The organism is Corynebacterium sp. HMSC05D08, assembly GCF_001807215.1.
In the GTDB taxonomy this organism is placed as follows: domain Bacteria; phylum Actinomycetota; class Actinomycetes; order Mycobacteriales; family Mycobacteriaceae; genus Corynebacterium; species Corynebacterium striatum.
Window position 1 is genome coordinate 106,188 of sequence record NZ_KV788319.1, and the last position, 5,938, is coordinate 112,125.

Genomic DNA, 5,938 nt, shown 5'->3' on the forward strand with positions numbered 1-5,938 from the left:
GAGTGTTAGGCCGCGGTCGCGGAGTTCAGCCACGCTAAGGCCAGCGGCTTCCTTGAGAGAATCGACACCGAGAGCAAGAGCATCGAAGATCGAGACGGTCATGCCACGGAGGATAAAGAGGCATCGGAAAGCCTGCAACCGATTGTCCAATGTATTAGTCGAACAGGGGTATTCGAACAGGGGTAATGAGGGGATAAACGTGCAGGTCAGCACTTTTCGACGCGAGCGTGCCGGTGGAATCGCGAGGCGGACACCCCTATCAATTGCGTGGGCCTCGGTTAGCCTGAAGGTCCACTATCAATTTCGCCGCGGCCAGCGAGGCCGGGCTTGGCCCGCTGCTTGCGGGCCCGGCGATGCTCTTTGCACTGAGCTCGCTGTCGTTCCTGCGCAACTTCTAGAAAGCGCTACTCGCTCACGGAAATAACGTTGCCCATCTTCCGCGGGGTCTTGCCGCCGGTGACGTCCGCCTGATCGATGTCGAACATCTGCGACAGGAAGTCCGCGACCCACTGCAGCAGCTCGACGTCGCGTAGCTTCGGGTCCGTGACGTTGCGGCCCGCCTTGGGGAAGTTGAGCTGAATAGCCTTCGCCGCGGCGCGGTAGTTCGAGCCGGGGAACAGGCGCTTGAGACGAACCTGCTTGGAGTCTGGCAGCTCCACTGGGTGGACCTTGATGCGCGTGCCTTGGACCGTGATGTCCGAGACGCCGGCGCGGCGGGCCTGGTGGCGCAAGCGTGCTACCGCAAGCAAACGAGTAACCGGCTGCGGCAGCGGGCCGTAGCGGTCCTCCATCTCCTCCACTGCCAGCTGCAGGTCCGCATTGTCTTTGGACGCCGCAAACTTGCGGTAGACCTCCAAGCGCAAACGCTCAGAGTTGATGTAATCCTCAGGGATGTGGGCGTCGACTGGCAGGTCGAGGCGGATCTCCTTCGGGCCGTCGTCAGTGGCCTTGGGAACCTCGCCACGTGCCAAGGCCTTGAAGGTCTCAACCGCCTCGCCCACCAACCGCACGTACAGGTCGAAGCCCACGCCTGCAATGTGACCGGACTGCTGGGCACCCAGCACGTTACCGGCACCACGCATCTCCAAGTCCTTCATCGCCACGGCCATGCCGGCGCCCAGATCATTGTTCTGCGCAATGGTGGCCAGGCGGTCGTAGGAAGTCTCCGTCAGCGTGGCGCCCTTCGGGTACAGGAAGTAGGCATAGCCGCGCTCACGGGAACGACCCACGCGCCCGCGCAGCTGATGCAACTGGGACAAGCCCATGTGGTGGGCGTTCTCCACGATGAGCGTATTGGCATTCGCGATATCCAAGCCTGTCTCCACGATGGTGGTACAAACCAGGACGTCGTACTCGCGATCCCAGAAACCCTGCACGGTCTGTTCGAGGGCTTCCTCGTTCATCTGGCCGTGCGCAACCACGATGCGGGCCTCTGGCACGAGTTCGCGGAGCTCGCGCGCCTTCTTCTCAATATCAGAGACCTTGTTGTGGATGAAGAAAGTCTGGCCATCACGCAACAGCTCGCGACGAATGGCCGCGGCAATCTGCTTGTCCTCGTAGGCACCCACATAAGTCAGGACCGGATGGCGGTCCTCCGGCGGGGTCAGAATAGTAGACATTTCGCGGATACCCGCCATGGACATCTCGAGGGTGCGCGGAATTGGCGTCGCCGACATCGTCAGCACGTCCACCGAAGCCTTAAGCGCCTTGATGTGTTCCTTGTGCTCGACGCCGAAGCGCTGCTCCTCGTCAACCACAATGAGGCCCAGGTTCTTCCAATGCACACCTGTTTGCAGCAGGCGATGCGTTCCGATGACGATATCGACAGAACCGTCTGCTAGGCCGGAGACAATCTCCTTGGCATCCTTCGTCGACGTAAAGCGGGACAGCACCTGGATATTGACAGGGAAACCCGTCATGCGTTCGCGGAAGGTATCCGCATGCTGCTGCGCAAGCAGAGTGGTAGGTACGAGAACCGCCACCTGCATTCCGTCCTGCACTGCCTTGAAGGCTGCGCGCACCGCTACCTCGGTCTTGCCGTAGCCCACGTCGCCCACGACCACCCGGTCCATGGGAACGGTGGACTCCATGTCCTCTTTGACCGCGTCGATGGCCAGCATTTGGTCCTCAGTCTCGACGTACGGGAAGTTGTCTTCCATCTCCGCCTGCCACGGTGTATCCGGCGCAAACTGGTGGCCCGGCGAAGCCTGACGCTTGGCATAAAGTTCCACCAACTCGCCCGCGATCTCGCGGACAGCGGCACGCGCCTTCTTCTTGGTGTTCTTCCAGTCCGAGCCGCCCATCTTGGACAGCGTCGGCTTCTCGCCGCCGGTGTACTTCGACAACAGGTCCAGCGAGTCCATCGGCACCCAGAGCTGATCGGCCGGCTGGCCGCGCTTCGACGCCGCGTATTCCAAGACGATGTACTCGCGGCGCGAGGTCTCGTCACCAGACTGGATCGTGCGCTCAGCCATCTTCAGGAAGCGGCCGATGCCGTGGGTCTCATGCACCACGTGATCGCCCTGCTTCAATGCGAGCGGATCGACGCGGTTGCGGCGCTTGGCGGGGCGTCGCTTAGCGCCGGCAATGTCGCCCACGCGGTTACCCGTCAGGTCCGTCTCCGTCACCACAACCAGCGGCAGGGCCTCCTTGGTGGCGCCACCCTGGCTGCGTGCCTTGGGGAACACCAGGCCCGCATGCGAGAGCGCCTGGTATAGCGTGACCTCACCCGGGGTCGGTTCCCAGCCGGGCGTTGCGACCTTGGTGCGAATCCCCTTCTCGGCAAAGCGTTCCACCATGCGCTTGATAGCACCCTGAGCCGGCGCGATAAACGCCGCACGCCCGCCATCGCGGGTATGCGCGAGCAGCTGCGCCATCATGGCGTCGATCTCCTTGACGTCACCACGTGGCGTCGGGCCCGGTTCATACTCGAGCGGCAAGGTCTGCGACTCGTCGGCCATGAACATTCCAGGAGGAGCAAAGGTCCACAGCGGCAAATTCGCGTTAGCGCACGTTGCTTCCAAAGACTCGTAGGAACGGTAGCTAGCGGCCTCGGTATCCAGGCCTTCAGCAGCCAAAGGACCATCCGCCCCCATGGCAGCGGCTTCCCAACCGGCAGCCAAGAATTCCGCGTCCGTGGACTCTAGATCCGCAATACGGGTGCGAATCTTTTCCGGCGCGACCAGCAGCACGTGGGTACCCTCCGGCATGAATTCGGGAAGGGTAACCAGCGGGGCGTCGCTAAGCACCGCAAGCAGCGCCTCCATGCCGTCGGCCGGAATATGCTCACCTACCCTGGTCAAAAGCTCCACGAGGGCAGCATTGCCCGGGTGCTGGAGGGCAAGGTCTTGGGCACGCTTGGCGACGTCGTCAGTAATCGGAAGCTCACGCGCCGGGAAGATGTCCACCGCGCCGACCTCAATCTCTGGAATCGCGCGCTGGTCGGCGACGGAAAACTGCCTGATATCGGTAATTTCATCGCCCCAGAACTCCACACGCACCGGGTAATCGAGCGTCGTGGGAAAGACATCCAAGATGCCGCCGCGGACGGCATACTCGCCGCGCTTGGCCACCATGTCCACGTGCTTATAGGCACGAAACTCCAGCTGGGAGACGATGGCCTCGAGCTCTATTTCCATGTCCTCGGCCAGGCTGATCGGGCTGCGGCCTTCCACGTTTTTCAAGATCGGTTGGCTATATCCACGCGCTGCCGTGACGACGACGCGCAGCTTGCCTTCTGCAATGCGGTGCAGCACCTGCGCGCGGCGGCCCACGATATCCGCGCCGGGCGAAAGGCGTTCGTGCGGAAGGGTTTCCCACGCCGGGAACTGGGCAACCTTGTCCCCCATCATCGCGGTTAGCTCCGCGGTGAGGTCCTCGGCCTCACGGCCGGTGGCGGTGACGACAAGCACGGGCGCCTGATTCGCCAGCGTGCCGATAGCCCACGGGCGCGCTTGGTCGATGCCGGTGATGTGCAGGTGTGGCTCGCCTACCTGGGTGGCAAGCCCTTTGAGTTTCGGGTCGGAAGCCGCGACCTTGAGTAGTCCGGCGAGCATCGGCGTTGCCACTTAGTTAGTTCCTCTCAATTTTGGCTTAGCTTCCATTCCAGACAGCCCATTCCAGCACAAGTTTACGATGTGCGCAGCCACCACTTCCTTTGCCGGCTGGCGGGTGTCCAGCCACCATTGGGCGGTCATCGAGACCATGCCGACTAGCGCTTGGGCATAAAGTCCTGCCAGTTTCGCGTCGAGGCCGCGGCGCTCGAAGGCGGAGCCTAGGATATAGGAAACCTGCCCCACGGAGGAATTAAGCAAAGTGGAATAGGAGCGTTCGTCGCCGGGCTTGGAGTCACGCACGAGGATTAAGAACCCATCGGTTTCTTGCTCCACGTAGTTTAAAAGTGCAACAGTGGCTTTCTCGATGCGCTCGCGCCACGTGCCGTCGCTAAGCGAATGCGTAATCACCTCCTCCAGCGCGAGCATCTCACGGTCCACGATGACCGCATAGAGGCCTTCTTTCCCTCCGAAGTGCTCATAGACCACGGGCTTGGAAACGCCAGCTCGCGCCGCAATCTCCTCCACACTGGCGCCGTCGAAGCCCAGCTCGGCAAAAGCCGCTCGGCCAATCACGATCAATTGCTCGCGACGTTCGCGTCCAGTCATCCTCTGTCGAACCATGCGATCAAGCTTAGTGGGTGGCATTTGTAATTAAGGCATGTGCGTCAGGTACTATTAGCAACGCACGCCTTGAGCGCGCGGTTATTCCCCATGGTGTAATCGGCAACACTACGGTTTTTGGTACCGTCATTCTAGGTTCGAGTCCTGGTGGGGAAGCTTCTTCCGACCCTCGCCGACCATTAAAAATGCTGGTCGGTGGGGGTTTTCTAGTTTTTGCAATAAGGCGGTGTAGGGCGGTTTATGGCGGTTTGTGGTGGTGTGTGCAGTCAAATTGCAGTCACGCTTTTACCATCCTTTACCCCCCCACGCTACCCCCATGTTGACACGAAGCGCGACAGGGATTAATGTTAGTCATGTCAGAAAGAAAGAGACCGGCACAAAGCCAGTCCAAACCGGAAAGGAATCCGAAATGACCACCCTCACCTACTCCGCAGAGCTGGAACTCGCCAACAACGGAATCACCCACACCACCGCAACCATCGACACCTACGGCGACACCGCCGCAGAAGTCATCAAAGACATGCTCGACTTCTTCAACTCCCCCGACTACGAGGGCAGCCTGCAAGACTTCGAGGTCGTAACCCAGGAAATCGATGAAGACTTTGCAGAGATCATCATCCAGGGCACCATCGCAGAAGCCGACGAGGACACCAACGAGGAAACCGAATACATCGCAACCATCACCATCATTGGACGCTAAACCAACAGCCCCGGCCATACCGCCGGGGCGCACTTATATCACCATGGATATTTACGAAACTCCATATGACGAATACGGCCCCGAATGGCACGCCACCCTACCCGATGATGTGCGCAAGCCAGTATTCCCCCACAATCCAGCGCACGCCCCGCGCAGTGGCCTAGCCCTACGTGTAGCCCGCGAATCATTAGGAATCAGTGCGGCACACCTAGCCGAATACCTAGGGGTAGGTAAGCGCACAGCAGAACGCTGGGAGAAGCTCGAAGAAATACCCGGATGGGTAGAAACCGCCCTCCGCAAACTCACCTTTGCAACCCAAATGTGGGAATCGGATTTGCAGGACGCTGGGCAGGTCATGACTCACACCGGAGGCTACCGCATGCTAGATGGCCGCCCATTACCTGAATCATGGTGGATACACCTGGTGGGCCAGGCCATGCGCACTAATGCAACTATTATCCCAATCGCTGACTAAAAGCAGCCCTGCCGCCCCTGAGGTGGTGGGGTTTTCCTTTGATATAAGCAATGTTTGCAACCAGGGTTGACACCGCAACCGGGGTGG

General features: G+C 60.4%; 4 protein-coding genes. 2 read left to right on the forward strand and 2 right to left on the reverse strand.

All coding sequences use genetic code 11. The features are described from left to right. Nucleotides 1–404 precede the first annotated feature (404 nt). Both mfd and HMPREF3148_RS04175 read right to left on the reverse strand, forming a co-directional pair. Complete coding sequence (gene mfd / locus HMPREF3148_RS04170; RefSeq protein ID WP_049062776.1) at nt 405–4,055, reverse strand: transcription-repair coupling factor; 3,651 nt, start codon at nt 4,053–4,055, stop codon at nt 405–407. A gap of 12 nt (nt 4,056–4,067) precedes the next feature. Continuing rightward, a complete protein-coding gene (locus tag HMPREF3148_RS04175) occupies nt 4,068–4,676 on the reverse strand; it encodes a TetR/AcrR family transcriptional regulator (RefSeq protein ID WP_065420416.1) in 609 nt (202 codons plus the stop codon). Nucleotides 4,677–5,085: 409 nt separating this feature from the next. Between HMPREF3148_RS04175 and HMPREF3148_RS04180 the strand changes: the two genes are divergently transcribed. Beyond that, nucleotides 5,086–5,376 carry a hypothetical protein gene (locus HMPREF3148_RS04180; protein ID WP_070508754.1) on the forward strand — a complete coding sequence of 97 codons (291 nt, stop codon included), beginning with the start codon at nt 5,086–5,088 and terminating at the stop codon, nt 5,374–5,376. A gap of 43 nt (nt 5,377–5,419) precedes the next feature. Next, complete coding sequence (locus tag HMPREF3148_RS04185; RefSeq protein ID WP_129721176.1) at nt 5,420–5,851, forward strand: helix-turn-helix domain-containing protein; 432 nt, start codon at nt 5,420–5,422, stop codon at nt 5,849–5,851. Nucleotides 5,852–5,938 lie beyond the last annotated feature (87 nt).